The organism is Reinekea marinisedimentorum (assembly GCF_004341165.1).
GTDB classification, from domain to species: domain Bacteria; phylum Pseudomonadota; class Gammaproteobacteria; order Pseudomonadales; family Natronospirillaceae; genus Reinekea; species Reinekea marinisedimentorum.
In genome coordinates this window covers 80,516-106,508 of sequence record NZ_SLZR01000004.1, presented here as the reverse complement: position 1 = coordinate 106,508, position 25,993 = coordinate 80,516, and the positions used below count along the sequence as shown (strand labels likewise).

Here is a 25,993-nt window from a genome sequence, read left to right as displayed (position 1 = left end):
TAAGAAAACCGGAAGTCAGTTGCTTATAGTTTAGCGGCGCATTGTTAACTAAATGAAGCATTATTCCCAAATCAGGGCGTTATCAGGCTCTAGTGACCGAACTTTACGCATGGCCCACTCGCATCGCGCATGCGCCACTAGCTTTTCAGGTCGTTAATTTGCTGTTCCAGTTGCTCGAGCTTTTCTTTCAGCGTCTCAAATTCAGACTTGGACATTAAGCCCACCTTGGAAAGTGATTGCGATACTTTAGATTCAAAGCTTTTTTCAATATCGTCAAATTTGCGTTTGGTGCTGCCAACGGTTTTATCTTCAAACTGGCTCAATTTGGCTTTTAGCTCGTCTATACGGGCCTCTTCGTACTTTTCTCCCTCTTTGATGAAGTCTTGCAGCCACTCAGTGTTTTCCGATTCGGCGCGAGCGATAACACCCAGTCCTGCATACCAAATCTGCTGTGCAAAGGAGTCTTTTTTCATACTTAATCCTGTTTTTACTGATGTGATTGTTAACCAAGCCTCTAATAAAGTTAGGTTGCATTTTAATAATGTCAATTTGACATGCTTTAATAGAAATACAACCCACCGACTCGCAGGCCGTAAGTGAAAACTTCTGAACGCATTCTGGTTGAAGCGCTGAACCAGCTGAATGAACTTGGTCCTGCCAAGGTTACGACCAATGGCATTGCTGATGGTGCTGATATAAGCGTTGGCAACCTTTACTACCACTATAAAAATAAAGATGAAATGATTGTTCAGCTGTTAAAAAGGTTTCAGCAACGGCTCGACCCGCTGTTAACGATGCCTGAGCAAATAACGTTGGACGATTGGGTCAGCTGGTGGCTGCGGTGGTTTGCATTGGCAGAAAGCTATCGCTTTATTTTTTTGAATCAGAATTATCTGGTTGAGCACATTGAGCACGTCCGGTTTCTGATGCAGCAGGTCACTGCCAGTGTGGAAGAGCATCAGAAAGGGGTGTTCAGCCGCCTGAAAATGCAGGGGGTGATGGTGGCGACACGGGGTGATACCGAGCGCCTGGCTCGGCAGGTAACCTTCATAGCCTTTTTCTGGCAGGATTTCAGCCGGCTGTTGCCAGCCGGAAGGTTGAAATCAAACGCAGAACAGGCCGCCCTGACGCAAATATTGGGGTTAATACTGCCATACCTGCGCGCCAGTGATCAGCTGCAGGTTGAACAACTGATGAAGCTGGCATAACAGAAGGGCTTAAGGCTCTTCGAGCTGTTGCTCCAGCTTGTTGAGAGATTTTCGCAGTTGAAGCATATGTGGGCTCAGCTTCCTGCGTCGTTTTCTGCATTCGAGAATCTCCCGGTTGTTCGGAACCAGGCTCTCTTCGGTTATTTCTAATCGATAACCCGCTAGTACTTCATTCAGGGCTTCTCTGCGACCCGCTAAATCCTGAAGCGTCGCCTTGTAGGCTTTTTCCACCAGACTGCTGCGGTTTTTAAAGCTGAACTCGTTGGTGAAGAACCATTCGGCATCGGTAGGGCTGGGTTCAAACAGCAGAATGTCCTTATCCGGGTAATCTGAATCGTACTGCCGGAAACCGGTGGTAGATCTCGAATGAACCAGTGCTCGTAATGCCTGGCTGATAATGCCGATACTGCCTTCGTTTTTAATCGACGTTTGCTCTGCCCGAGTGTCGTCGAAGTTGTTGTTCTCATAGGGCACTACCGGGTTAATGCAGATAACCAAATCGGCACCGGCATCTATGGCGGCTGAGGCGTGTACGGTTTTGTAGAGGACGCCATCAACAAAATAACGGTCGTGAATTTTAACCGGTAGATAAAGCCCAGGCACGGCGGTTGAGGCCTGTACCGCGACTGAAATCGGGACGTCATCCCAGCCATGCTGGCCAAAAACAACCGAGTTGCCCTTATCCAGATCGGCCGCAACTACCATTAACCGGGAATTCAGTTGCCGGAAATCATTGCTCACACCCTGTTGCTCAAACAGGTTTCGTAAGTATTGCTCAATGGGCTGATTGTTGAAAAAACCGGAAGGCAGCAGCCTTTTCAGTCGGGTAAAGCTTTCCAGTAGGGTTTCATCATCCGGCTGAACAAAATAGTCGCTGACGGCTTCCAGGCTTAGCGCCGGTAAACGAGAAAGGCGCGCCATATACTCCTTCCATGCCGGTTTATAAAACAGGGAGGGATGAATAGGGTGGTCAGCAACCTGTGGCCGCAACAAATTTTTTGCAATGTCATTGATGGCAAAGTTGTTGGCCAGTGCTGATGCAATGACAGAACCCGCACTGACGCCAACATACATCGGTAACTGATGCAGTTTTAATGTTGGTAAGGCCTGTTGAATTGCCATAAGGGCTCCAAGTTCATAGAGCCCTCCGAGCGGACCACCACCGGCTAACGCTAGGGCGATCGTTTTTTTATGATTAACCATCACACACCTCCTTCACTAGTGCCTCATGCGGGAAATTCGGTCTCTAAGGAGCGCTGCAGTTCAATGGAGTTTAAGGCGGTAAAGCGTTGGAATAGTGGTGCTCTTTCAAGCTTTACCAACGCTGAGACCCATCGAACTGCGAAGCCAACAGTGACCTTATTTTGCACATGCGCCACTAGGTGGTGGCAGTTTTTATTCAGCTTTTGCTTCCGCTGCTTTTTCTTCGGCTACTGCTTTAGGCGCTGCTGGTTTTTTAGCACGGGTGGCCGGTGCTTTCTTTGCAGTACCATCGACCGCAGCCTGAAGCTTGTCGATTTTCTCGATCAGTTCAGATACATCGTCTTTTGTTGGTACACCGAGTTTATCCAGTACTTTAATGACGCGATCTTCCAGAATTGCTTCCAGCTTATCCCATTGGCCAGAGGCCTGAGTCATTACCGAATCGACAGTGCCATTCACCTGATCAGTGGCTTTGTTGGATACTTTTTCCTGAAACTGTTCGCCTTCTTCCACCAGGCTGGAGAACAGTCGACCGCCTTCCTGACCGGTTTTTACAAAGGCACCTAAACCTGCCATCCACATCTGACGAGCGGTATCTTTCGTTGTCTGTGTTGCAACGGTAAGTTTGTTTTTAGATAGTTTTGACATGATGTTGTCTCCTGTATGAGAGCCGCTTGACCGGGCTACATCTTTAATCTATTCCTGATTATTAGAGTAAACACACTAATCCGGCTTTATTAGGGAAATCAGGATGACTCAGATCAATTTTGAAGATATCAAGCCTCTATTCACCCCACTGACGATGGAATCCATGAAAGAGCAATGGGGCCGTCTGCACGCCGGAGACTGTGAAGCGCGGCCAAAAGATGAAGATCTGCTGGCGGCCTGGCTGCTGTTTCACAATGGTGAATATCTGCAGAGTGCAGAAAAAGCCAAAGTTCTGCCTGGTGGCGCCAGCCTTTACCTGAAAGCCAGCGCAACCTATGCCTATTACCTGGAAGCGGATGCGGAAAAGAAGACAGAAAGCCTGAAAGCCTGTGCACAACAGGCAGAAACAGCGCTGCGCGAGGAGCAGGAGAGCAGGGCTAACCTGTATTACCAGCTGGCCTATGCATTAGGGCGATACGGACAATTTATTTCAATTACCAAGGCATTGGCAGAAGGGTTAGCCGGTAAGGTTCAGCATGCGATTAAAGAGTGCCTGCAGCTGGAGCCCGATCATGCCGATGCCCATACCTCGCTGGGTACCTATCAGGCAGAGATCATCGGTAAGCTTGGAAAAATGGCCGCAAAATTGACCTATTCGTCCTCTGCCGATGACGCGCTCGGGCATTACCAGAAAGCCATCGAGCTGGCACCTTATTCGGTGAGCGCCATAACTGAATTTGCTGACGGCCTGCTAAAAATGTTTGGCAAAAAACGCTTAAAGGATGCGGTCAACCTGTATCAGCGGGCCACCGAAAACACGCCGATAGATGCACTCGAAGCGATGGATTATTACCTGGCGCGCAAAGAGCTGGATGAAGCCTGAGCAAACCACTGGCCGGAGAGTTGCCGTTCTTTGCTGATAACCGGCTGCAGAAAATCCTGTGGGTTTTTCAGCCGTTTAAATGCCCTGAAACCGGTAATGACGAAGTGGTGTATCTCCCCGTAACCCGCCAGTTTTGCCGGTTTTTCAGCCCAATTTAGCAATGCGGTAATCATGGGGATGTGAATGATGGCGGCCAGGTCATTACCGATACTTTCAATTAAATCCAGCTGCTGCTGCCTTTGCGGCCTGTTGTCGCATTGGGCATAAGCCTGTACCCATTGCTGCAGCGTTAAATGTTCTATTGAAATACCGGCGGGCAGGTGGGTGAGCAGTTGCGCATCCAGCTGCAGGCTGACCCGCTGCAACAGAGCGGCGTTTTCGACAATCCGTAAAATTTGCGCGGGCATCGTCCGGCACATGAGTGGCAGTGCTTTTATCAACTCATTATTGCGTTGCATGAAGTGCTCGGTACCGTACAGCTCCTCAGAAAAAAAGCGCATCGCCGGCTGAAATTTAGGTTGCTGATAGAGCTCACGATGGGTGTCAAACAGGCGCTCAGACTGCCAGCGTTGCAGTTGCCTGAACGTTGGCGTGATCCTGATGTTCTGAATATCGGAAAGGTGATTGTGGATCGCCTTTTCGAACTGTTTACTCGTTTTTCTCATGTAGATTGTGCTCAAAGCAATGTAATTGATGCCATATTGTCATTGTCAAATTGACTCTTATTTTGTCTGGTACTAGCTTTTAATCAATATAAATAAAACTGATTAAATAAGGATAGTTATATGCAGGTGTTTATTACTGGCGGTACCGGCTTTATCGGCCGCCGCCTTGTTGCACGTTTATTAGAGTCTCGCCCTGAAATTCACACCCTCTATATCCTGGTTCGGCCAGCTTCGCTGCAAAAAGCCGATAAGGTTCTGCAAAAAACGGTAACCAATGAACACCTGCGCGACAAGGTTAAGTTTATCCAGGGTGATTTAAGTGAACCGGCACTGGGTGTCAGTGAAGAAGCAAAAGCACAAATGGCCGGTAGTGTTGATCACTTTTTTCACCTTGGAGCGATATACGATTTAAAAGCGGACCGAGATTCGCAGTACGCAGTGAACGTACAGGGAAGCCAATACGCGGTTGAATTTGCACGTGAGATTGGGGTGAAAACCTTTCATTTGATGAGCTCGATTGCAGCGGCAGGTTTTTACCCGGGTGTGTTCCGCGAAGATATGTTTACCGAAGCAACCGGTTTGGACCATCCATATTTTTCAACCAAGCATGAATCCGAGCGTATTGTTCGTGATCAAACAGATTTTGCCTATCGGATTTACCGCCCAAGCTTTGTTGTGGGTGATTCTAAAACCGGCGAGATGGATAAGGTCGATGGCCCGTACTACCTGTTCAATATGCTGAAAAGTATTCGTCAGGCGCTTCCTCCCTGGTTTCCTTTGCTGGGGCTTGAGGGCGGCTATTTTAACCTGGTACCCGTCGATTTCGTTGTGAATGCAATAAGCCAGCTGGCCTTTGAGCCGGATCAGGACGGCCAAGCCTTCCACCTGACCGATAAAAAGCACTGGCGCTTTGGTCAGCTGTTAAATCTGTTTGCGCGTTCTGCTCATTCCCCGGAGTTTGATGTAAGGATCAACGCCCGCCTGGTCGAGCTGGTCCCCATTATGCTGCGGAAGAACTTAACCGCGATTCCAGGGGTTAAGGAGATTGTGGATGACCTGCTTGAAAGTATGGGCATTCCCAAAGACCTGTTCCGGTTCATCAACTGGCCAACCCAGTACGATAACCGCAAGGCTGAGCAACTGCTGGAAAAGGCCGGCATCTTCGTTCCGGATCTGGAAACCTACGCGCCCGCCTTATGGGATTATTGGGAACGTAATCTGGATGCAGCACTGTTTACCGAAAAAACGCTGGAAGACCGACTGAACCACAAGGTTGTTCTTATCACTGGTGGTTCATCCGGAATTGGTAAAGCCACGGCAAAGCGGCTTTCACAGGTCGGTGCCGTGGTGATTATCTGCGCGCGGGATCCGGAAAAACTGCAGGCCGCTCATGCAGAAATTGAAAAAGCCGGTGGCCGGGTATACAGCTACGTGGCCGATATTACCCAGCAACAGGATGTCGATAACCTGTTCTCTTCCATCAAGGCGCAATTGGGAGGCGTTGATTACTTGATTAATAATGCCGGTCACTCGATCAGAAGACCGGTTACCGAGTCTTTGGAGCGTCTGCATGATTTCGAACGGACTATTCAGCTGAATTATCTTGCCGCGGTCTCTATGGTGTTGAAAAGCATTCCGCTTATGGAAGAGCGGGGTGGCGGACACGTCATAAATATCTCTTCGATCGGTGTGCTCAGTAATGCACCTAGGTTTTCTGCCTATGTTGGCTCGAAAGCTGCGCTTGAGGCGTTTTCCCGTTGTGCCGCTGCAGAACTGGCCGATCATAAGGTCCACTTCACCAATATAAATATGCCGCTGGTGCGTACGCCGATGATTGCACCCACCGCGCTGTATAACAATGTGCCCGCCCTGACGCCGGAAGAGGCCGCAGAACTGGTGGTCGAGGCGGTGCTGAAGCGCAGTGAGCGGGTTTCGACCCGGCTTGGTAAGTTTGCAGAGGTTGTGCATGCGCTGTCACCTAAAACTCAGCGGCAGATTATGAATACCGCTTTCCGCCTGTTTAAAGAGGCAGATAAAGGTAAAAAGCAGGATGGTTCCGGCGAAAAAGCCAAAGCGCCGCAACCTTCACCGGCTCAGCTCATGTTTGCATCGCTAATGAAAGGTGTTCACTGGTAAGCAATGATGACCGTTCGCTCCCTGATCAGAATCTGGCATCTGGCAGAGTTTTCCCTGCTGTATCTTGTCAGTCTTTTAACCGTGGCGGGTTTTGTCTCGGGGGTGTTTTTGGCATTGGGGGGTATGCTGGCCATTCGCTTTGTGGTTATTACCAGCGTTTGCCTTTATGTTGCCTTTACGCAAAAAGACTACCGGATGACGCTGCGGGCATTAGTCGTTTACTGCTGGACCGAGTTCTATAGTTTTACACTGCTGTATGCCTGGTATCAGCTGAAGGCGCACCCGGGGAATTCAGATCGTCATAAGGTTGCAGGGCAGCATGTCATTCTGCTGCATGGCTTTATGTGCAATAACGGCTTCTGGCACTTCTTTGAAAAGCAGTTGGCCGCAAACGGCATTTCCTTCAGTTACGTTGAGTTTGAACATCCTTTTGGTTCGATCGACGATTATGCAGCACAGATTGCTGACGAAGTGGCGCGAGTAAGGGCGCTTAATAAAGAGGTGGAATTGGTTTTGGTCTCTTTCAGTATGGGCGGCCTTGCGGCGAGAGCCTATCTGGCGGATAGCGGCGAAGAGGCGATTCGGCATTATTCAGTGAATACGCCTTATCAGGGTACACAGCTTGCCAGGCTTTATCACCTTATGACGCATTCTGAAAATGCAGCACAAATGTCACCCGGCAGCCAATGGTTAAAAGACCTGAACGCACGAGACGATGGCAGCAAAACCGTAACTTTCTATCTGCACTCTACGCACGATACCATCGTCATACCGCCGTCGTTATCATTGATAGACCGCCCAGGCCTGGCAATCAATGCGCGTGGGCACATGAGTGCAACCCTGAACACTACCGCGCATGAGCTGTTGTGCAATCAAATAAAAGCCGGTGATCTGTAGCTATGAAGCTAGTGGGCCGTGCGAACAGTTACCGAACTTTACGCACAGCCCACTAGGCGCTCGGCCATTGCACTGTCATTAGCGTTTCCAGCAACAGAGATTCAAATTCTTCGGTGAAAAAGTCGATCAGCTTTTCCGGGTTGGGGATGATTTGTTTATCTGTCATCAAACCAAACTGAACATGGTTGTTGTAGGTAAGAATGCTTACGCCAATGCCGATACTGCCAGATTGCGGCACCCAAAACATGATCTGATCAATCTCGTTGCCTGAAAGGTGCAGCGGGAATTGCGGCCCCGGAACATTGGTCATTACCATGGAGCCTTTACTACTGAAAAGCTGAATCAGTTCCTTTTCAATGATTTCAGGCAGATAGCCTGCAAGCTGCAGTAGCTGGAAGGTTAGCCAGGCCTGTTTACTGTCTTTCAGGGCGTTCATCCGCTTATGCAACAGCCTGGAGCGTTCAATCGGGTCTTCGGTTCCCAAAGGCAGCGATAAGAATACAAGGCCGAAGTAATTCCCCAGTTCCCTGGCATTTACATGCTGACGCAAATCCACTGGGATTACCGCCTTCATCTCGGACCAGGCGGAGAGTTGATCAATCGATTTCAGATAGCGTCGGAATGCGCCGGAAACTGAATTGAGCAGAACATCATTGACTTTGGCATGCTGAAATTTTGCAATGGTTTTAACTTCGTCGAGGTTTAACGGCTTGGTCCACACCAGTTGTTTTTTGCCGCACAAGCCCGGTTTTTTGAAGGCGTTTTCTTCGCCCGGGCTGAGCCCCAGTTTCAGCAGCTCGGTCGTGAGTTCATCGACAAGGCCGAGAGCTTCCAGCCATTTGCCATTGCCGGGCATGTAGTTTTGCAGTTTGGAAAACAGCGCTACGGTTCTGTTTTTACGAGGCTTCTTTTGTTTGCTTGTCTGTTGTTTTTCATAGTATTCAATTAATTCACGCTCATCCATCAGCTTCAGCAATACCTTCATCAGTGCCATGCCGTCGGCATAGGCATGATGGATACGAACCACAAGCGCGCCACCCGATTTACAGTGGGGGACGAGCAATACGCGCCATAATGGGCGGTTGTGATCCAGAGGTTGATTGATGAAATCGGTCGCCTGTGCCTGCAGTGCCTGGTCATCCTTCAGGCGTTGATGACAAATCGAAAAATGGTAACTTTCGTCGACCTTCGTTTGTTGCCATTGCGCTCCGTATATCGAAGAACCCGGCTTGGAGCGAAAGATTTTATTAGAAAGTAGCTGGCTGGTGATTTGTTGGATGCAGTCTTCAGTGTTGAGCGGTTGTTTAAAACTGATCACCGCGTTAATGACCATTGGGTTGACCGGTGTATCCATTCTTAGCCAGGCGTGATCAACGCTGGCCATCGGGCAGGCGGCTTGCTCGGTATCGCTCGTAAAAACGCTGTCCATTTTTAGAAGGTCCTGTATGCGTTGCACTTAAAATACAGGTTAGCAGGTCAAAATGAAATGGTTGTCTGAGGTTTGAAAATATCGTGCACTGGTAGAAAGGGTAGGTGGCAGGCATCGCCGCCCGGCGAATTAGGGGGCGACGCTCGAGCTCAACACGAAATGCTCGGTTTTGCAGGTGTGAAAATAGTGTTTAAGGGCGCTTTCAACGGTTTTGAAGGCCAGTTCATCCCACGGAATTTGCTGTTCATCAAACAGTTCGATCTCATTGGTTTCAGGCGTGGTTGAATAGCTGTAATCGGCCATTTTCACGGTATAGAAGATATGCACCTGATCCCAGGCAGGCAGGCTGATCACGGCTAACAGCTCGCCGGTTTCGGCATGAATTTCTGCTTCTTCCCAGGTTTCCCGCAGCGCACCCTGAAGGGTTGTTTCACCGTTCTCCATGAAGCCGCCGGGCAGTGTCCAGAGGTCTTTCTGTGGCTCGATATTTCGACGGCACAATACAATACGGCCATCGGGTGCGATGGGCAGTGTACAGGTGATGGGCCTCGGGTTCTGATAATGGATGGTGTTACAGTTCTCGCAAACGTGGCGAGGGCGGTGATCATCTTCTGGTATTTTAATGGTGACCTTGTGGCCACATACACTGCAGTAGTTCATCTCTGGCTTACATTAGAATTAGACGTTCAGAGTATCAACATTCCTGATTCGATAAAAGTGATCGATTTAATCTCATCAGTTCAGTCTAAATGTGCCATGATTAGCGCATGACAAACGCAATTGAATTTCGCCAAAAGCTGATAACTTCGCTAGATCAGCACCGGCCACGAATTGTTCCGCAAGCCTCTAGCTACGCTGCCGTTCTGGTACCTATGCTGTTGGGTGACGAGCCCGAGGTTCTGCTGACCGTGCGCGCTGCCCATTTAAAAAGCCACCCCGGGGAGGTATCCTTTCCTGGGGGTATGAGCGAGCAGGTGGATGCAAGCCGGCTGCATACAGCTCTGCGCGAAACCCATGAAGAGGTGGGTATTGCACCGCACCTTTTTAAATCGGTCGGCCAGCTTTCAACGGTTGTCTCCCGTGCTGGCTTTCAGGTGTTTCCTATTGTGGGTGTTGCTGATGAGCCGGTAAACACAACCGCAAATGATGATGAGATTGCCGAAATATTCACGGTGCCCTGGCAGTTCTTTGCGCAAGAGGCTCCAGAGCTTAAAAAGGTTACCCGCGGGTCGATGGAGCTCTACATTCCACACTTTTACTATCAGGATAAGCACATTTGGGGGTTAACCGCGATGGTATTGCTTGAATTGATAAACCTGGTGGAAGGAACGCAATGGCCAGTGCCGGATTTTTCAAAACTGCTTTAGTGCTAACAGGTCATGATGGCTATAGGCGCAAAAATAGCGATGTGATAGTATTTTCTGCCGAAAAGTATGGCCATTACAGGGAAGGGTTGTCTTATCGTTACCTTATCAAATAACCGAATGCTGGTGTTGTTAGCATCATTAGAGCGTAACCTTTTTGAAGAAAGAAAGATCGTTTCTGAAGCCATCCTCGGGCAGGGTGGTATTCCTAATGGCTTGGCTTACCCGTCCGTTCCGGAAAACTATATCCATAAACTGAACCTTCAGTGCCTTGATGATGCCAACTACGTGTTTCTGCTGGTGGGCAGTGAATATGGCGCCCTGAGTGAACGTGGTGTCAGTTACCTGCACGCTGTTTATGCAGCTGCGCAGGCTAAGCGTAAGCCTATCGTCAGCCTGGTTTACCGTGGCGATGAAAAACCATCGTTTGATCTGTTCGATCAGAAGCGTTTAACGGGTTTTATCGATCTGCTTAAATCAAAGCAGGTGTATTACTGGAACGATGAAGTGAGCCTCCGAGATGCCGCCGAGCGCGCCCTGGAAGAGGTTTTTGAAACTCACCCTTCTGGTGGTTGGGTTAAAGCGGGCAGTGAGGTCGCTCAAAGCGATACCAGCGTGATTGATAAGCTCAAAGAGCAAATCAATCTGTTATCCCGCAAGCTGGCGTCACAAAAAAGCAGCCCGGCTCAGATTGATGCTGCCGAGGTATTCAAAGACTGCGAAGCCCTGATGCTGAAGTATCAATGTAATGCCTTCCGTGAAGGGCGGTTGCGCCAGCTGGATGATTCTATTCAGATAGAATTTAAGCAGCTGTTCGAATATATCGGGGTTTCTTTGCTGTCACCTTCGGCGGAATCGAAGGTCAAAGTGGCGATCACCTCGCCGTTGATGGCGGCTGTGCTGACCAAAGCAAAATTCGCCTGGCCCGGCTGTCATGCGGTTTCAGATATCCGCATTGATCCAGCTTCGTTCGACCGAATAAAGCTTAAACTCAAAAAATTGAATTTGATTCAGTTTGATAAAGAAGGCCGCTGGCAACTAACGCCGAAAGGTGAGCAGCTGGTTTTGGCCATGTAACTTCCGGCCTTGGCACCCGGAACTCTGTTAAATCTTGTCACCGGAAAACGAAACGGAAAGCGCCCTTAACCCCAGTTGCGTCGCGCTGCTGGGGCTCATATTTGAATAGACCAAACGCCCGCGCTTGGCTTTTACATGCTCGTGTAATTGCTTGAACGCAGGTGTCACCCGCAGCTGAGAAAGCTTGCCCGCGTAGCTGATGTTAACCAGATGGTTGCCAAGGCTGGTGCGGGTCAGGTAGTCGTAGACAAACTCCAGAAAACTGTTCTCCAGATTGGTTCCGCGAATATTGGTCATATAGCGGAAGCCGTTTTGATCGATCTTAAAGATGGGTTGAGAATGCATCAGTTGCTGTTTCTTCAGGTTCAGCCAGCTCTGGTTGAAGGGTGGCACTGAAAGGTGATGTTGGGCGTCGTTAATCTGTCCGGGGAAGATATAAGTTTCGACCGTGCGTTTAAAGTCATCCAGCGGAGCCTTAATCTGGTCCGCTGAGCGGGCCTTTTCATTGAGTAGCCGGAGTGCTTCGTATAACACCAGTCCATAGCCTGCATAGGCCTGTTCACTTTCAATGATCCGTACCTTAAACGGGGTGTTTACCAATGCCTGGCTGCGCAGGCTCTGTAACCTTGGTTGTAGATCGAACAACGCTTCACGGATGTTTTTTAGCGTGCTGGAAAGCTTCATGTGAGGCGCAATAAAAATCAGGTGATCGCAGGTATACAGCAGTTTGTCTTCCAGCAGAGTCTTTAATTCTTCAAAACCGGCTGAGTTGAACGAGGCTTCATTGATTTCAGTGTTGGGCCGCTCGTTGTAAAAGCTGAGCGTATCGTTTACCAGGCGAGCATCAGGAAAGGCTTCAGTCTTCAGATTCAGCATGGTCGGCAATATGGTGACGTTGTGACGGCTCAGAATTGAGGTCGGGATGTCACAGGTTGCATCAACTAATATGCCTACTTTCATGTGCGGGCCTTTTAACTAGGTAATCGGAGTTTAGCTGTAACCTTTTGTTAATTTAAGGGGGCTGGCGCTTTAAATGGCAGAAAATAACCGCTAATCGGTCGTTTTATCCCGATATTCGCACAAATCTTCAATGATGCAACTGCCGCATTTGGGTTTGCGGGCAACGCAGGTATAGCGCCCATGCAGAATCAGCCAGTGGTGGGCATCCAGTAAAAACTCTTTGGGCACCAGACGTACCAGGCGCTTTTCCACCTCTACAACGTTTTTTCCCGGGGCAATCCTGGTGCGGTTACTGACGCGGAATATGTGGGTGTCTACCGCCATTGTCGGCTGGCCAAAGGCGGTGTTCAGTACTACATTCGCGGTTTTCCGGCCAACGCCGGGCAGGGCTTCGAGTGCTTCGCGTGTTTGAGGCACCTCCGAATTATGCTGCTCAATCAGCTGTTTGCAGAGTTTATGTACGTTTTCGGCTTTGGCATTGAATAAGCCGATGGTTTTGATGTATTCCTTCAGGCCATCAACACCAAGTGCATAGATGGCTTCCGGAGTATTGGCAACGGGGAATAGCTTATCGGTGGCTTTATTGACGCCTTTATCCGTTGCCTGGGCAGAGAGCACAACCGCAACCAGCAGCTCAAAAGGGTTGCTGTAATTCAGCTCTGTTTCCGGTTTCGGGTTTTCATTTCGGAAACGGGTGAAAATTTCGGTGCGGATCTCTTTATTCATGGAGTTTTCTCAACGGTAAGGGCAGCAGCTCAACCCACGTTGCCGGTCACACGTACCCTTCTGGAGACAGCCGGCTCGTCGGTTTTCATGGCCGCTTTCTTTTTAGCGTTGCGATCATCAATAAAGTTTTTCGCAGCAATCAGGAAGCCCAGGCCGACAAATGCGCCCGGCGGCAGCACGGCAAACAGGAAGTTAGGGTAGTTTTTAAATACTTCGATTTCCCAGCTACGCGCCATATCACCGAAGATCAGGTGCATGTTGGTAAAGAGGGTGCCCTGACCAATCACTTCCCGAATAGCGCCCAGCAATACCAGAACAACCAGGAAGCCGGCAGACATGGCCAGGCCATCGATAATCGAAGGTATCAGCGGGTTTTTACGGGCAAAGGCATCCGCGCGGCCCAAAATAGTACAGTTGGTAACGATCAGCGGAATAAAGATGCCCAAAACCTGATAGAGCTCGTAGGTATAGGCCTGCATCAGCAGTTCAGCGCAGGTGGTGAAAGAGGCAATAATCATTACGAAGGCGGGCAGGCGGATAGCCTCGGAAACATAATTCCGGATCAGCGAAACCGCAACGTTAGAGCCCACCAGAACGACCATGGTTGCCAGGCCAAGGCCCAACGCGTTGACCACCGTACCGGTAACCGCCAGCATTGGGCATAAGCCCAGTATCTGCACCAGTGCGGCGTTGTTACTCCACAAGCCGTTTTTGATGAGTGTTGAAGCCTGAGTACTCATGAGTTAGCTCCCTGATTTTGCGCTGCATTGAGCAGAATGGTTTGGTTCAGCTGGTAAAATTCCAATGCCTGTTTTACCGCTTTGACGATGGCTCTTGGGGTAATGGTCGCGCCGGTCATCTGATCAAAATCGCCGCCGTCTTTTTTAACCTGCCATTGGCCGGCTTCAGGGTTAGCGAGTGATTTCCCGTTAAAGCCCAGAATCCAGTTCGATTTTGTAATTTCTACCTGGTCACCCAACCCGGGTGTTTCTTTATGCTTGGTTACCCGGGCGCCAATGACCTCTCCGTTGGTATTGATACCAACGATTAAGCGAATGCTCTCGGTATAGCCCTCTGGTGCGTTGACCGGCAGAATAATTGCTTCCACCTCACCTGCCGGGTTTTCGGCGATAAAGAACGGTTCGCTGGCATCTACGGCCAGTAGCTCCAATTGTTGCACTTCAACCGAACTCAGCGGTCGCGCGCCTTCCAGCAGTTGTTCTGCTTCAAAACCTTCGGGTAGTAACGAGAGCAACTGCCGGGCTTCAAAGTTCTTTTCGTTTTCCGATATTTGCAGGGCGGTTAGGGATTGGGTAATCGCAATAATGCCGGCCGTGAAGAAGGCAAAGATCGCCAAACCGATCGCCGATTTTCTAATCGCTTCGCCCAGTGTGATTTGCGCAGTATCAGTCATCGCTCTTATACCCCTTTACTGCATTGGTGTGGCCATAAACCCGTGGCCGGGTGTAATGATCAATCAGTGGTGCAGCGAAGTTCATTAGCAGTACGGCAAAGGCGGTGGCATCCGGGTAGTTGCCCCAGGTTCGGATCAGGTAGATCAGCAGGCCAATGCCCGCGCCATAATAGAGTTTACCCTTGTTACTGGTGGCGGCAGATACCGGATCGGTGGCAATAAAGAACGCCGCCAGCATGGTAGAGCCGGAAAGCAGGTGTATTAAGACGGGCACCTTGGCATCGGCATCATGGCTGAACAGCAGAGCCATAACGGCCAGCGTAGCCAACAGTGAAACCGGAATATGCCAGGTAATAATGCGGCGCCAAAGCATGACCAGGCCGCCAATCAGAAACGCAATATTCACCTGAGCCCACCCGATTGGCCATTGGCCGTTGAACAGGGGGGCAACCAGTAAATCGGCAGACGTCAGCCGGGCAATATTCTGTTTGTAGCTATCGAGTGGCGTGGCCCCGGTTATACCATCAATACCGGAAGCACTCAGGTTGAAGATGATCTGCAGGCTTTCCAGCAGGCTACTGGGTTGATCAACATTGGCCCAGCGAGTGGTCATAAATACCGGCAGCGAGACCAGCAGTAAGGCGTAAGCCACCATCGCCGGGTTGAAGGGGTTCTGGCCAAGGCCACCAAACAGTTGCTTGCCAAAGATTACGGCGATTGCAGCGCCGGTTACCGTCAGCCACCAGGGGGCCAGTGGTGGCAGTGCGCAGGCCAGCAGGGCTGCGGTCACCAGCGCGGAGCTGTCTTTCAGGAAGAACAGAACCGGCCGCTTGCGGGTTTTCAGGATGGCGGCTTCTACCGCAAGGGCAGTGGCCGACGCCAGTATCAGGTTGACCAGATAGCCCCAGCTGAAGAAATAAACCAGGCATGCGAAACCCGGAATCATCGTCAACAAGAGTGTCACCATGACCTTGCCGACTGAGTTACTACCTGTAATGTGCGGAGATGTTTTAGACAGCATTAGTTTGATTGTTCCTGTGCCTGCTGTAGCGCGAGCTCAGCGCTCTTTGTTTTTTCTTCCAGTTTGCCTGCCGCTTTGCGCAGGGCATTAACCATTTCTGAGCCTTCCTTTTCAGCCTCGGCCAGTCGCTCCAGCGCCTTGGCTTGCTTGGTTTTGGCTTTTTCGACATCCGCTTTCAGTTCGTCAATGCTCTTGCTGGCTGCACTGGCTTGTTTTTCCTGCTTTTTAGCGGCTGCGCGGGCCAGGGCTGCTTTTATTGGGTCTTCAGCATCGGTTGCCGGGGCCGCACCTTCCGGTTGAGCCTCTTTCTTGGCTGCCAGCGCTTTTGCTGCGGCTTCCGCGCGGGCTTTTCGGCGCTCTTCTTTCTCGATCTTTTCGCGTTCCTGCCGTGCCTGACGGTTTTCAAAACGAATGCGGGCTTGCTCTGCTTTTCGGTTATCCTGTTCTTCCTGGCGAATTTCGCCCTTGGCATAACGGAAATATTGCACCAGAGGAATGTTGCTTGGGCAAACGAACGAGCAGGCACCACACTCAATGCAATCCGGCAGGCTGTGCAATGCCGCGTTATCCAGCTGGCGGTTGCGCGACGCCCAAAGCATTTGCTGCGGCAGCAGGTTAACCGGACACACCTGTTCGCACATGCCACAGCGGATGCAGGGGTTGTCGAACATAGGAACAGGCAGCTCTTTCTTTGTTGGCGCCAGAATGCAGTTGGTTGCTTTAACAATCGGTGCCGCAATATCCGGGATGGCGAAGCCCATCATAGGGCCGCCCATAATAACGCGCTCGGCCTTCTTCAGGTGTGCTTCAGCCTGATTAAGCAGCGTTTCAATGCTGGTGCCGATCAGTACTTCATAGTTACCGGGTTTATTGACTGCCTTGCCGGTTACCGTGGTTATACGGCTGATCAGCGGCTCATCGTGAACAACAGTGCGGTAGATTTGGCGCAGGGTGCCCACGTTTTGGCACAGTACACCCACATCGCTTGGTAAGCGTTTAGCCGGTACTTCCAAACCTGTGGTCAGTTGAATCAGTTGTTTCTCGCCACCGGAAGGGTACTTGGTCGGCACAACCGTTAAGGTAACGGGTAAGTTCAGTTCTTTCGCCGCTTCGCGGAAGGCCTGGGCCGCCTCTGGCTTGTTGTCTTCTATGCCTATGATGATGGTTTCCGCGCTGCACAGCATTTGGCTGATTTGCGCGCCCATGAGGATCTCTTTGGCGTAATAGCGGATCAGTACATCGTCGGCCGTAATATAGGGTTCGCACTCGGCTGCATTGACCAGCAGTGTATGCACGGCGGCGTGTTTGTTGCGGTATTTAATGTCGGTCGGGAAGCCTGCGCCCCCCAGCCCGGTAATGCCACCATTGTGAATGCGTTCCAGAATTTCTTCGGCGGAATGCTGTTGCCAGTCTTTCCATGGAGTTTGCTTGCGCCAGGCGTCCAAACCATCGCTTTCAATGCAGATAGCCATCGCATCTAAGCCGGATTCGTGCGCAAAGGGGTGTGGCTTAATGGCGGTAATACGGCCGGAAGTGGGCGCATGAACGCTGGCAGAAATGCCTGTTTGCGCCTGTGCAATCAGTTCACCTTTACAGACGGTATCGCCAACCTTAACGATTGGTAACGCCTCTGCACCAATATGCATGGTCAGTGGCAACCACAGCTCTGAAGGCACCGGCAGGGTTTCGATCGGCGTAGCGTTGGATTGCGATTTGTTCTCGGCAGGGTGAATGCCGCCGGGAATCGACCAAACTTTGCCGGTTGTAATCAGGTTTGCCTGCTGGTTCATGCAACTGTCTCGCTGTTCGGAATCAACAAACCACTCTTGTCGGTGGCGATCAGGTTCAGGTAGCTGTTCGGCTTATCTTTGTGCCAGGTTTTAATGTCTGTCTGCACCGGAACCATATCAATACAGTCAACCGGGCAAGGCTCTACGCAGAGATCACAGCCGGTGCATTCAGATTCAATCACGGTATGCATTTGCTTGGCGGCACCCAGAATGGCATCAACAGGGCAGGCCTGAATGCATTTAGTACAGCCGATGCACTCGGCTTCTCTGATCACCGCTACCTGTTTAACCGGGTCGGCTTCGTGTTCGGCATCGAGTGGCTGTGGTTCTGCATCAAGCAGATCAGCAATGGCCAGCATGGTGGCTTCACCACCCGGCGCACATTTATTAATTTCTTCACCATTGGCGACCGCTTCGGCATAAGGGCGGCAACCGGGGTGGCCACATTGACCGCATTGCGATTGCGGCAACAGGTTATCAATCTCTTCGACAATGGGGTTGCCTTCCGGCTTAAAGCGGATAGAGGCAAAGCCCAGTAGAGCACCAAAAATAGCTGCCAATACCAGCAGCGTAATAACAGACAGAAGCATGTGTTACCCCGCAACCAGACCGGAAAAGCCCATGAAGGCCAGCGACATAATGCCGGCAGAGATCAAGCCGATAGCCGCACCCTGAAACGGTTTGGGAACGTCGGCAAGATTGATGCGTTCACGCATGGCGGCAAACAGAATCAGCACCAGCGAGAAGCCGGCAGCAGCGCCAAAACCATACAGGAAGCTTTCCATCAGCGTGTTCTGGCGGCTGATGTTGAGTAGTGCAACGCCCAATACAGCACAGTTGGTGGTAATGAGCGGCAGGAAAATACCCAGTACGCGATAAAGCAGCGGGCTGGTTTTGCGTACCATCATTTCGGTGAACTGCACCATAAAGGCGATCACCAGAATAAAGCTGATGGTTTTTAAATAGGTTAGTCCTAACGGCAGGAGCAGGAATGTATAAACCACATAACTGGCAACAGAAGACAGCGTTAACACAAAGGTGGTTGCAGCAGACATACCAATCGCCGTTTCAAGCTTATTGGAAACGCCCATAAAGGGGCATAGCCCTAAAAACTGAACCAGCACAAAGTTGTTAACTAACACCGTGCCTATTAATAGAAGAATGTATTCACTCATCGAAAGAAACAGTACTCCAAAATTGTGACGCTATTATCGGGAGTTTGGATATGCCTCACAAGAAGGTTTGCTGGGTATTTTTATAACTATTTGGAATGTCGATGTAATTTTTAACTCGAACTGACCAAAAATCTACTTTTATAGACCGCAATGAAAAAAGCGGCTCCTTAGGAACCGCTCAGTTTTCATATCAGATAGAGTGGTTTAGCTGATTTTAGTTCCCGGCGGAATGTCGCCATTGCCTTCCATAATCCAAAGGTCTTTGCCTTCACCGGCGGCCAGCACCATGCCTTCCGACATGCCAAAGCGCATCTTGCGCGGTGCCAGGTTATAAACCAGAACCAGGTTTTTACCCATCAAATCTTCCGGTTGGTAGTGGCTTTTAATACCAGAGAACACCTGACGGGTTTCGCCATTGCCCACATCCAATTGCAGTTGCAGCAGTTTATCGGCACCTTCAACGTGGTCGGCTGAAATCACTTTCGCGATACGCAGATCGACCTTGGTGAAATCATTGAACTCAATGTGCTCGGCACTTTGGTTGGCCTGAGCAGACTTTTTGTTTTCTTTCGAAACGGTCTTCTCTGGCGCTTTTTTGCCGCTTTCGCGAGCTGCGTCTTCTTTGCTTTCTTCCAGTAGAGCTTCTATTTGCTTCATTTCGATGCGGGTCATCAACGGTTTAAACTTGTTGATGCTGTGCCCGGTCAGGGTGTTGTCGACATCGGTGAAGTTCAGGCTTTCAACATTGAGGAATGCGCGGGCTTTATCGCTCAGCGCTGGAAGAATAGGGCCAAGGTAAATGGTCAGGGCCCGGAACAGATGGATGCCCATTGAACAGATATCCAGTACTTCCTGTTCTTTGCCTTCCTCTTTTGCCAGCGACCACGGGGCTTTAGCCTGAATGTACTCGTTGGCTTTATCGACCAACGCCATGATTTCACGCACGGCTTTGCTGTATTCGCGCTGCTCATAAAAGCCGGTGATTGTGTCTTTCGCAGCCAAAACCTGATTCAGAAGCTCTGGTTCAGCAATGTTGTCGGAAAGCTGACCGCCAGCCTTCTTAACAAAGCCGGCGCAGCGGCTGGCTATATTAACGAATTTATTGACCAGATCAGTGTTCACACGCTGTACGAAGTCTTCCAGGTTCAGGTCGATATCTTCCACACCCGGGCCCAGTTTGGCAGCGTAGTAATAGCGCAGTGATTCCGGGCTTAAGTGCTTCAGGTAAGTGCTGGCCATAATGAAGGTGCCACGCGACTTCGACATTTTTTCGCCATTCACGGTGATGTAGCCGTGGGCAAAGACACCGTCCGGTGTTTTGAACTCGGCACTGGTCAGCATGGCCGGCCAGAACAGGGCATGGAAGTTGATGATGTCTTTACCAATAAAGTGGTACAGCTCGGCATCGGCATCTTTTGCCCAGTAGTCATCGAATTCCAGGCCTTCAGTGCGGGCACACAGGTTTTGGAAGCTGGCCATATAGCCGATGGGGGCATCCAGCCAAACGTAAAAGTATTTACCTGGCGCACCGGGGATTTCAAAGCCGAAGTAAGGGGCATCGCGCGAGATATCCCAGGCTTGCAGGCCGGAATCGAGCCATTCTGCCAGTTTGTTGGCAACGCTGGTTTGCAGGGTGCCGGATCGGGTCCACTCCTGCAGCATGGTCTGGAACTGGGGTAAATCAAAGAAGTAGTGTTCAGACTCTTTCTCAACGGGTGTTGCTCCGGTGTAGGCCGATTTAGGGTTGATCAGCTCGTTAGCTTCGTAAGTTGCCGAACAGACTTCGCAAGCGTCACCGTACTGATCTTCTGCCTTACACTTAGGGCAGGTGCCTTTAACAAAGCGGTCGGCCAGAAAGATCTCTTTTTCCGGGTCGTACAGCTGACGAATCGTTTTAACCTTAATGTGGCCATTGGCCTTCAGCCGGTTGTAAATTAGCTCGGAAAGCTCGCGGTTTTCATCAGAATGCGTGCTGTAGTAGTTATCGTGAGCAATCAGAAAGCCTTCAGACGCGGCTTTGTGGTCGGCATTCATTTTGCCAATCCACTCTTCAGCGGTGAAGCCTTCTTTTTCTGCGCGCAGCATAACAGCGGTGCCGTGGGTGTCGTCGGCGCAAACATACATACACTGATGGCCCATGCTTTTCTGGAAGCGAACCCAAATATCGGTTTGGATCTGTTCCATCATATGCCCGAGGTGCAGTTGACCGTTGGCATATGGGAGGGCGCTGGTGACGAGTATCTTGCGTTGAGCTGTCATGCGAGAAATTATTCCTTGTGAATGGGTGGTGTACAAAAGTTAAACGAGCCTGGCAGCCCGAAAACAAGCAGGCCATTCTAACTTAAGCATCTTATGCCGTCATCCCTGCTGACGAGTTGCGTTCAGCGCAAATAGCGGTAACAATTGCCCAGAATTTTACTTACTGAAAGGGAATTAACTGTGATCATTCCAGTTTTGTTAGCCGGTGGTGTGGGTAGTCGTTTGTGGCCGTTATCGCGTGAACTGTACCCAAAGCAATGTATTAATCTGTTTGATGCTGAAAAAAGCCTGATTCAGCAAACCGCCGAGCGTTCGGTATCGACAGGTATGTCGTCCAATCCTATTGTTGTTTGTAACGATGAACACCGTTTTTTGATTGCTCAGCAGATGACTGAGTCTGGCATTAAAGCTGATATTGTACTGGAGCCTGCGGGCCGTAACACAGCGCCAGCCATCGCTCTGGCGGCATTTCAGGCGCTGGAGCGCGATGCCAATGCTATTTTGGTCGTGTTGCCGGCAGATCATGTCATTCGCGATCACGATAAATTCGCTGCAGCCTTAGATTTAGCCGTCGAGCAAGCCAAAAATGGTAAGTTGGTCACCTTTGGTGTGAAGCCAACCTATGCTGAGACGGGTTATGGCTATATTCAGGCAGAAGAGAAGGGCGTTGTTAGCCCCGTTAAAGCTTTTAAAGAAAAGCCGGATGCTGAAACCGCAGAGCAATATGTAGCCGCGGGCAGCTATTACTGGAACTCCGGTATGTTTGTGTTTTCTGCTCAGGCCTACCTGGATGAGCTGAATGCATTCCAGCCGGAAATCTATACCTCCGTGAAAAAGGCGTTCGACGGCCATAAGGTGGATCTCGACTTTATCCGTATCGATTCTGAAGCGTTCGAGGCATCTCCATCCGATTCCATCGACTACGCCATTATGGAAAAAACCACCCGTGCCGTAGTGGTGCCATATGATGGTGACTGGAATGATATCGGTGCCTGGGCCGCACTCTACGACCTGAATGAAAAAGATGAATCAGGCAATGTGTTGTTCGGGGATGTGCTGATTCATGAAGCGAAAGGCAACTTTATCCGCAGTGAAAACCAGTTGATTGCGGCGGTGGGTGTTGAAGACCTGGCGATTGTTTCAACGAAAGATGCTGTCGCCGTAATGCCTCGCAGCCGCGCACAGGATATCAAACACGTGGTGAATCAATTGAAGGCAGCGGGCCGCACAGAGCACGAGGTTCATACTAAGGTGTATCGCCCGTGGGGCTCATACGAAACCATTAACGAAGGTACCCGATACCATGTTAAGAATATTATGGTGAAACCGGGTGAAAAGCTGTCTGTACAGAAGCACCACCACCGTGCCGAGCACTGGATTGTCGTAAAAGGCACCGCCAATGTAACCGTAGGCGATACCGTTCAAATGGTGACTGAAAATCAGTCGATCTATATTCCGCTGGGTGAGGTTCACGCACTGGAAAATCCGGGCAAAATCCCTCTGGAGCTGATTGAAGTTCAAACCGGAGCGTATTTGGGTGAAGACGATATTATTCGCCTAACCGACCGATACGGTCGCAGCTGATAGCCGGTGAAGGTTAGTTAAGAATGGGTTGTCGATTTATCAAGTTAAGGTGAACTATGGAAAATGTTAAAAAAATTATTGCCGTTGCTTCCGGAAAGGGTGGCGTTGGTAAATCGACAACTGCAGTTAACCTGGCGTTAGCATTGAAAGAGCAGGGACATACGGTTGGTTTGTTGGATGCCGATATCTATGGCCCGAGCATCGCGATGATGCTGGGCGTGGCTGATGGCACAAAGCCGGAAGTCGTCGGTGGCAATAGCATGGCACCCATCGTTGCACATGGCCTGCAAACCATGAGTATCGCTTATCTGGTCACCGATAAAACGCCGATGGTTTGGCGTGGTCCAATGGCGGCAGGGGCTCTGCAACAATTGCTAACCCAGACCGTTTGGCAAGATTTAGATTATCTGGTGGTCGATATGCCACCGGGTACCGGTGATATTCAGCTGACATTGGCTCAGAATGTGAGTGTAGACGGCGCTGTTGTTGTAACGACTCCGCAGGATATCGCTTTGTTAGATGCTCAGAAGGGCATTGAAATGTTCCAGAAGGTGAATATACCTGTGCTGGGTGTTGTAGAGAATATGTCCGTGCATATCTGCTCTAACTGCGGCCACAAAGAGCATATTTTCGGTGACTCGGGTGGTGTGCGGTTAGCTGAAGAGTACGGCGTAAAACTGCTTGGTCAGCTACCGCTTAGCTTGCAGGTGCGTACATCTATGGATGCCGGTGAGCCGGAAAGCCTGTTAGCACATGATGATATTGGCGGTTGTTATAAGTCCCTTGCAGAAAACGTGATGCAGGCGTTGGCTAAAGAAGATTCAGAGATCCCGGATATTACGATTTCTTAATTCTTTATGTTAACAATAGGTAAGGTTTGTGTAGTTCTGGGGCGTATCTAATGGAATGATTTTGATCGAGGTTTTGGCTCTTCGTCTTGTGGTTTAGAGTTTGGTCAAGATTAAGATTGGAGGCGCCCTGTTGATAAAGTTCTATAAAAAATTGTCTAAGGCTCAAGTTCGATATAAGCACTTGTACTCGCTAAGTGGGAAGGCACGACGAGGTGAGTTTGTTTTGGCTCATCATGGTATCCAGCGGAGTGGTACGAATTATCTTCTCGCCTGTCTAGATTCATTAAATGTAAATGTTATTAATAGATTTGACCCGGCAAGAAATCACCCATCACACAAGCATTTTCGGTGGTACCAGAATAAAGAAGCTATGCCACCCTATGTGAAAGTAGAATTTGGCAACTCTGTTTGTTCATCAAGCTTATCAGAGCTGAATTCTTTGGCTAAGTTTCCTAAAAACACAAAGCATATTGTGATCAAAAAAGATGTCAATCACGCCGTATGTTCTTTGATGAACTATGGGCTGAGAAAAAACTGGTTTGCGAATAAAAATCAAGCCTTGCTTAATTATCAGATGCTTCTTAATGATTACAGGCATTATTATGAGTTTTGGGAAGGTTTGGCGCGTTCCAGCAATGAGGTTGTGGTTGTTAATTATGAGCAAATTAGTCAAAACTCTAATCGATTGATAAGTTGCCTTAATGAGCTGGGTGCTGATATTCCTTTTTTACGTGAAAACTTGGTTTTTAGTGAGGTTAGGATGTCTCCAAAAACACGCAAGAAGGTTATTTTAATTGATGATTTGGTAGGTTTGGAGTCTGGAACTAGTGCGAATAGTGCAATAGAAATTAAAACTCAGAGCTTTGCTATGTGATCTTGCTTTCCCGTGATTGGGTGTGTTGTTGATATAAAAAATTAGTTTCTCAGCTGTTTAATTTATGGCTCTGCTGTAAAAGTATTCTTCTTTGCTAGATAATGCAATATCTAAGCTAAGTGCATTTTGATTCATGTATGCGAGATTTGTATGTCTTTCAGAAAAATTAAAAGAAACATATCTGCGTATGCAGAGATGATCAGACTGAAAAAACTGCCTATTCAGGGGCTGCATTCTGTTAATGCTGAAGAATTAGATGTTATCGTAAGTTTGACGACAATACCCTCTCGGTTAAATCGGGTAAGTTATACGGTGCTGAGTTTGTTGTCTCAAGCAAAGCCACCGAAAAAAATCTTTCTTTGGCTGCATGAGTCTCTAAAGGAAGCTTTGCCGCAATCTCTTTTAGCGTTAGAGGGGCCAAGGTTCGAAATTGCTTTTACTGAAATGGATAGTTCTCACTGTAAGCTAGTTCCCTCGCTCCTTCGTTTTCCCGATCAAATAATTGTTACTTGTGATGACGATGAAATGTATTCATCCTTCTGGTTAAATGATTTGTGGCAAGCCTATTTAAAAAGCCCTGACGTGATCGCCGCATACCGTATTCGTATTGTAACTAAGGACGATTCCGGGAAAGTTGTGAATTATAAGCGGTGGCGAAGCAAAATCGAACAGGATACCGATTTGCAGCACTCTATACCTTTGGGTTATGCGGGAGTGTTGTATCCAGCAGGTTGCTTAAACAAGCAAGTTGTTGACACTGAGTTGTATATGAAATTATGCCCGAAGGCAGACGACTTGTGGTTTAAAGCTATGGGCTTCCTTAATGGAACCGGTATACAAGTCGTTCAGAGTAAGGGGGGGTATATGAAAAGCCTTCCGGGTACTCAAGAAGTTTCACTAAGGTATGAAAATATTCGTGAAGATCGTAACAGAACTCAGTGGCTGGCCCTATGTGATCGGTTTCCCGAGTTAAGTCGTTTGGGTATTACAGGTTTTTAACTATTCATAAAGGTTTTCAGTTTAAGTATGAATCATTTTGTCTGTTATCACTGGGGTGAGTTGTATTCACCAGAAAACGTAGAAAGGCTGTATCGCTCGGTTAAGGCGCAGTTCTCTTACCCTTTTGAGTTTCATTGCGTTACTGCAGAGGATATTGAGCTTAGGCCGGAGATCACGGTTCATGAATTACCCTATGGCAAGCCATTCAAGGGTAACTGGAATAAGTTGAGAACATTTAGTGAGGGGTTTCTGGGGTTGCCTAATGGCGATACCGCAATTGTTCTGGATTTGGATATTCTAATAACCGGAAGCTTGGATTTTCTCATAGAAGATTTACCGGAAGAGCCTTTAGTTTTTGCAAGAGACAAGCACAAAAGCAGGCTGGGCTTGGTTCAAACATCGGTTTATCGCGTGAAGATTAATCACCGTCCTGAGATATGGAACAGCATCGTAGCCGGGGATCACGATCAGATTCGGAAGGAGATAGGTAAAGAAAGTGATCAATGCTGGATAGATCGCTATTACCCGAAAGGGCAGCCTAAGTTTTTTGATGGCGATAAAATTGTTTCTTATAAATATGATTGTTACTCCAAAGGCATAGCGCCATTTGGTGATGGTTTAGCGAAAAAGGGCATAACCACCGCCCGATGGGGTCAAGCGAAGCTTCCTGAAAATGCACGTGTGGTAATGTTTCATGGTCGGCCGGATATGCATGAAATTGAAGGTGCTCACTGGGGTAAGTGGAAGCGGGCTTCGTTTATAAAGGATTTTCAGTATTAATGCGCTTTAATGGAAGGGCTTTGCTAGAAGTATAGGGGGCTGAAGAGCAG

At 49.3% G+C, this 25,993-nt stretch carries 26 protein-coding genes; 11 read left to right on the top strand and 15 right to left on the bottom strand.

All coding sequences use genetic code 11. The annotated features are described in order from the left end of the window. Positions 1–137 precede the first annotated feature (137 nt). Entirely contained in the window at positions 138–473 is a 336-nt protein-coding gene (locus tag BCF53_RS06590) for a phasin family protein (protein WP_132700749.1), read from the bottom strand. A 123-nt stretch (positions 474–596) separates the two neighbouring features. Between BCF53_RS06590 and BCF53_RS06585 the strand changes: the two genes are divergently transcribed. Then, positions 597–1,208 carry a TetR/AcrR family transcriptional regulator gene (locus BCF53_RS06585; RefSeq protein WP_132700747.1) on the top strand — a complete coding sequence of 204 codons (612 nt, stop codon included), beginning with the start codon at positions 597–599 and terminating at the stop codon, positions 1,206–1,208. A 9-nt stretch (positions 1,209–1,217) separates the two neighbouring features. On the opposite strand, the gene BCF53_RS06580 is transcribed toward BCF53_RS06585, so the two are convergent. Together BCF53_RS06580 and BCF53_RS06575 are read right to left on the bottom strand one after the other, a co-directional pair. Continuing rightward, positions 1,218–2,411: a patatin-like phospholipase family protein gene (locus tag BCF53_RS06580; protein ID WP_132700746.1), complete on the bottom strand. Its 1,194-nt coding sequence runs from the start codon at positions 2,409–2,411 to the stop codon at positions 1,218–1,220. 192 nt (positions 2,412–2,603) lie between these two features. Continuing rightward, positions 2,604–3,059, bottom strand: coding sequence for a phasin family protein (locus BCF53_RS06575; protein WP_132700744.1), 456 nt, complete (start codon positions 3,057–3,059; stop codon positions 2,604–2,606). Positions 3,060–3,162: 103 nt separating this feature from the next. Between BCF53_RS06575 and BCF53_RS06570 the strand changes: the two genes are divergently transcribed. Then, positions 3,163–3,942, top strand: coding sequence for a tetratricopeptide repeat protein (locus BCF53_RS06570; RefSeq protein WP_132700743.1), 780 nt, complete (start codon positions 3,163–3,165; stop codon positions 3,940–3,942). Here BCF53_RS06570 and BCF53_RS06565 read toward each other — a convergent pair. Then, on the bottom strand, positions 3,909–4,607 hold the full coding sequence (locus BCF53_RS06565) for an FFLEELY motif protein (protein ID WP_132700742.1): 699 nt from the start codon (positions 4,605–4,607) through the stop codon (positions 3,909–3,911). The two genes, BCF53_RS06570 and BCF53_RS06565, sit on opposite strands and share 34 nt — an antisense overlap. A gap of 120 nt (positions 4,608–4,727) precedes the next feature. Here BCF53_RS06565 and BCF53_RS06560 point away from each other — a divergent pair, with 120 nt between their 5' ends. Continuing rightward, positions 4,728–6,743 (top strand): SDR family oxidoreductase, encoded by a 2,016-nt coding sequence (locus BCF53_RS06560; RefSeq protein WP_132700740.1) that lies wholly within the window; start codon positions 4,728–4,730, stop codon positions 6,741–6,743. 6 nt (positions 6,744–6,749) lie between these two features. Continuing rightward, on the top strand, positions 6,750–7,640 hold the full coding sequence (locus BCF53_RS06555; protein WP_132700739.1) for an esterase/lipase family protein: 891 nt from the start codon (positions 6,750–6,752) through the stop codon (positions 7,638–7,640). Between the two features lie 52 nt (positions 7,641–7,692). Here BCF53_RS06555 and BCF53_RS06550 read toward each other — a convergent pair whose 3' ends face one another. Both BCF53_RS06550 and BCF53_RS06545 read right to left on the bottom strand, forming a co-directional pair. Continuing rightward, positions 7,693–9,069: a WS/DGAT domain-containing protein gene (locus tag BCF53_RS06550; RefSeq protein WP_132700738.1), complete on the bottom strand. Its 1,377-nt coding sequence runs from the start codon at positions 9,067–9,069 to the stop codon at positions 7,693–7,695. 129 nt (positions 9,070–9,198) lie between these two features. Next, entirely contained in the window at positions 9,199–9,729 is a 531-nt protein-coding gene (locus tag BCF53_RS06545; protein ID WP_132700736.1) for an NUDIX hydrolase, read from the bottom strand. A gap of 107 nt (positions 9,730–9,836) precedes the next feature. Here BCF53_RS06545 and BCF53_RS06540 point away from each other — a divergent pair, with 107 nt between their 5' ends. Continuing rightward, positions 9,837–10,436, top strand: a complete 600-nt coding sequence (locus BCF53_RS06540) for an NUDIX hydrolase (protein WP_132700735.1) — start codon at positions 9,837–9,839, stop codon at positions 10,434–10,436. Positions 10,437–10,502: 66 nt separating this feature from the next. Continuing rightward, complete coding sequence (locus BCF53_RS06535; RefSeq protein ID WP_132700734.1) at positions 10,503–11,510, top strand: DUF4062 domain-containing protein; 1,008 nt, start codon at positions 10,503–10,505, stop codon at positions 11,508–11,510. A 27-nt stretch (positions 11,511–11,537) separates the two neighbouring features. Here BCF53_RS06535 and BCF53_RS06530 read toward each other — a convergent pair whose 3' ends face one another. The 9 genes from BCF53_RS06530 to metG form a co-directional block, all read right to left on the bottom strand. Further along, a complete protein-coding gene (locus BCF53_RS06530; RefSeq protein WP_132700733.1) occupies positions 11,538–12,470 on the bottom strand; it encodes a DegV family protein in 933 nt (310 codons plus the stop codon). A gap of 90 nt (positions 12,471–12,560) precedes the next feature. Continuing rightward, positions 12,561–13,196, bottom strand: a complete 636-nt coding sequence (gene nth, locus BCF53_RS06525; protein WP_132700731.1) for an endonuclease III — start codon at positions 13,194–13,196, stop codon at positions 12,561–12,563. 29 nt (positions 13,197–13,225) lie between these two features. Then, positions 13,226–13,936 (bottom strand): electron transport complex subunit E, encoded by a 711-nt coding sequence (locus BCF53_RS06520; protein ID WP_132700730.1) that lies wholly within the window; start codon positions 13,934–13,936, stop codon positions 13,226–13,228. Next, positions 13,933–14,610, bottom strand: a complete 678-nt coding sequence (gene rsxG, locus BCF53_RS06515; RefSeq protein WP_132700729.1) for an electron transport complex subunit RsxG — start codon at positions 14,608–14,610, stop codon at positions 13,933–13,935. Before rsxG ends, BCF53_RS06520 begins: the two co-directional genes overlap by 4 nt. After that, a complete protein-coding gene (gene rsxD, locus BCF53_RS06510) occupies positions 14,603–15,631 on the bottom strand; it encodes an electron transport complex subunit RsxD (protein WP_132700727.1) in 1,029 nt (342 codons plus the stop codon). Before rsxD ends, rsxG begins: the two co-directional genes overlap by 8 nt. After that, positions 15,631–17,421: an electron transport complex subunit RsxC gene (rsxC, locus tag BCF53_RS06505; protein ID WP_132700726.1), complete on the bottom strand. Its 1,791-nt coding sequence runs from the start codon at positions 17,419–17,421 to the stop codon at positions 15,631–15,633. Before rsxC ends, rsxD begins: the two co-directional genes overlap by 1 nt. After that, complete coding sequence (gene rsxB, locus BCF53_RS06500; RefSeq protein WP_132700725.1) at positions 17,418–18,011, bottom strand: electron transport complex subunit RsxB; 594 nt, start codon at positions 18,009–18,011, stop codon at positions 17,418–17,420. The genes rsxC and rsxB overlap by 4 nt, the downstream gene beginning before the upstream one ends. 3 nt (positions 18,012–18,014) lie before the next feature. Further along, on the bottom strand, positions 18,015–18,596 hold the full coding sequence (gene rsxA / locus BCF53_RS06495) for an electron transport complex subunit RsxA (protein ID WP_132700723.1): 582 nt from the start codon (positions 18,594–18,596) through the stop codon (positions 18,015–18,017). Between the two features lie 204 nt (positions 18,597–18,800). Continuing rightward, the gene (metG, locus tag BCF53_RS06490; protein ID WP_132700722.1) at positions 18,801–20,855 is read right to left on the bottom strand and encodes a methionine--tRNA ligase; all 2,055 of its coding nucleotides are present in this window, start codon (positions 20,853–20,855) and stop codon (positions 18,801–18,803) included. 180 nt (positions 20,856–21,035) lie between these two features. Between metG and BCF53_RS06485 the strand changes: the two genes are divergently transcribed. From BCF53_RS06485 to BCF53_RS06465, 5 genes are all read left to right on the top strand, one after another. Then, a complete protein-coding gene (locus BCF53_RS06485) occupies positions 21,036–22,439 on the top strand; it encodes a mannose-1-phosphate guanylyltransferase/mannose-6-phosphate isomerase (protein WP_207902667.1) in 1,404 nt (467 codons plus the stop codon). 56 nt (positions 22,440–22,495) lie between these two features. Next, positions 22,496–23,290: an iron-sulfur cluster carrier protein ApbC gene (gene apbC / locus BCF53_RS06480; RefSeq protein WP_132700721.1), complete on the top strand. Its 795-nt coding sequence runs from the start codon at positions 22,496–22,498 to the stop codon at positions 23,288–23,290. A 223-nt stretch (positions 23,291–23,513) separates the two neighbouring features. Next, a complete protein-coding gene (locus tag BCF53_RS06475) occupies positions 23,514–24,164 on the top strand; it encodes a hypothetical protein (protein WP_132700719.1) in 651 nt (216 codons plus the stop codon). A 150-nt stretch (positions 24,165–24,314) separates the two neighbouring features. After that, positions 24,315–25,163 (top strand): glycosyltransferase family 2 protein, encoded by an 849-nt coding sequence (locus BCF53_RS06470; protein ID WP_132700718.1) that lies wholly within the window; start codon positions 24,315–24,317, stop codon positions 25,161–25,163. A 27-nt stretch (positions 25,164–25,190) separates the two neighbouring features. Then, the gene (locus BCF53_RS06465) at positions 25,191–25,943 is read left to right on the top strand and encodes a hypothetical protein (RefSeq protein ID WP_132700717.1); all 753 of its coding nucleotides are present in this window, start codon (positions 25,191–25,193) and stop codon (positions 25,941–25,943) included. Positions 25,944–25,993 lie beyond the last annotated feature (50 nt).